At 74.3% G+C, this 222-nt stretch carries 1 protein-coding gene; it reads right to left on the reverse strand.

Features of this window, described 5'->3' with window-relative positions:
• The coding region (locus QWY29_RS21215) for a tyrosine-protein phosphatase (RefSeq protein ID WP_369292676.1) at positions 1-138 on the reverse strand (138 nt) is incomplete at its 3' end.
• Positions 139-222: the final 84 nt, after the last annotated feature.

Here is a 222-nt window from a genome sequence, read left to right on the forward strand (position 1 = left end):
GGAGCGGAACAGCACGCCGCGGCGTACCCGTCCCCCGTCCGTCGTCGGGTGGCCGTCGCCCGCGACGTCGCGGAAGTTGTCGGCCGACGCGAGCCGGACGAGCTCCTCGCCGACCAGCCCCTGCTGGCTCTCGCTCACGCGCGCAGCATGTCAGGCGTCCGGGTCACGCGTCGGTGAACTCCACGACCAGGACCGGGTCCCGCGAGGGGATGACCGACCCGC

The organism is Nocardioides abyssi (assembly GCF_030412915.1).
In the GTDB taxonomy this organism is placed as follows: Bacteria; Actinomycetota; Actinomycetes; order Propionibacteriales; family Nocardioidaceae; genus Nocardioides; species Nocardioides abyssi.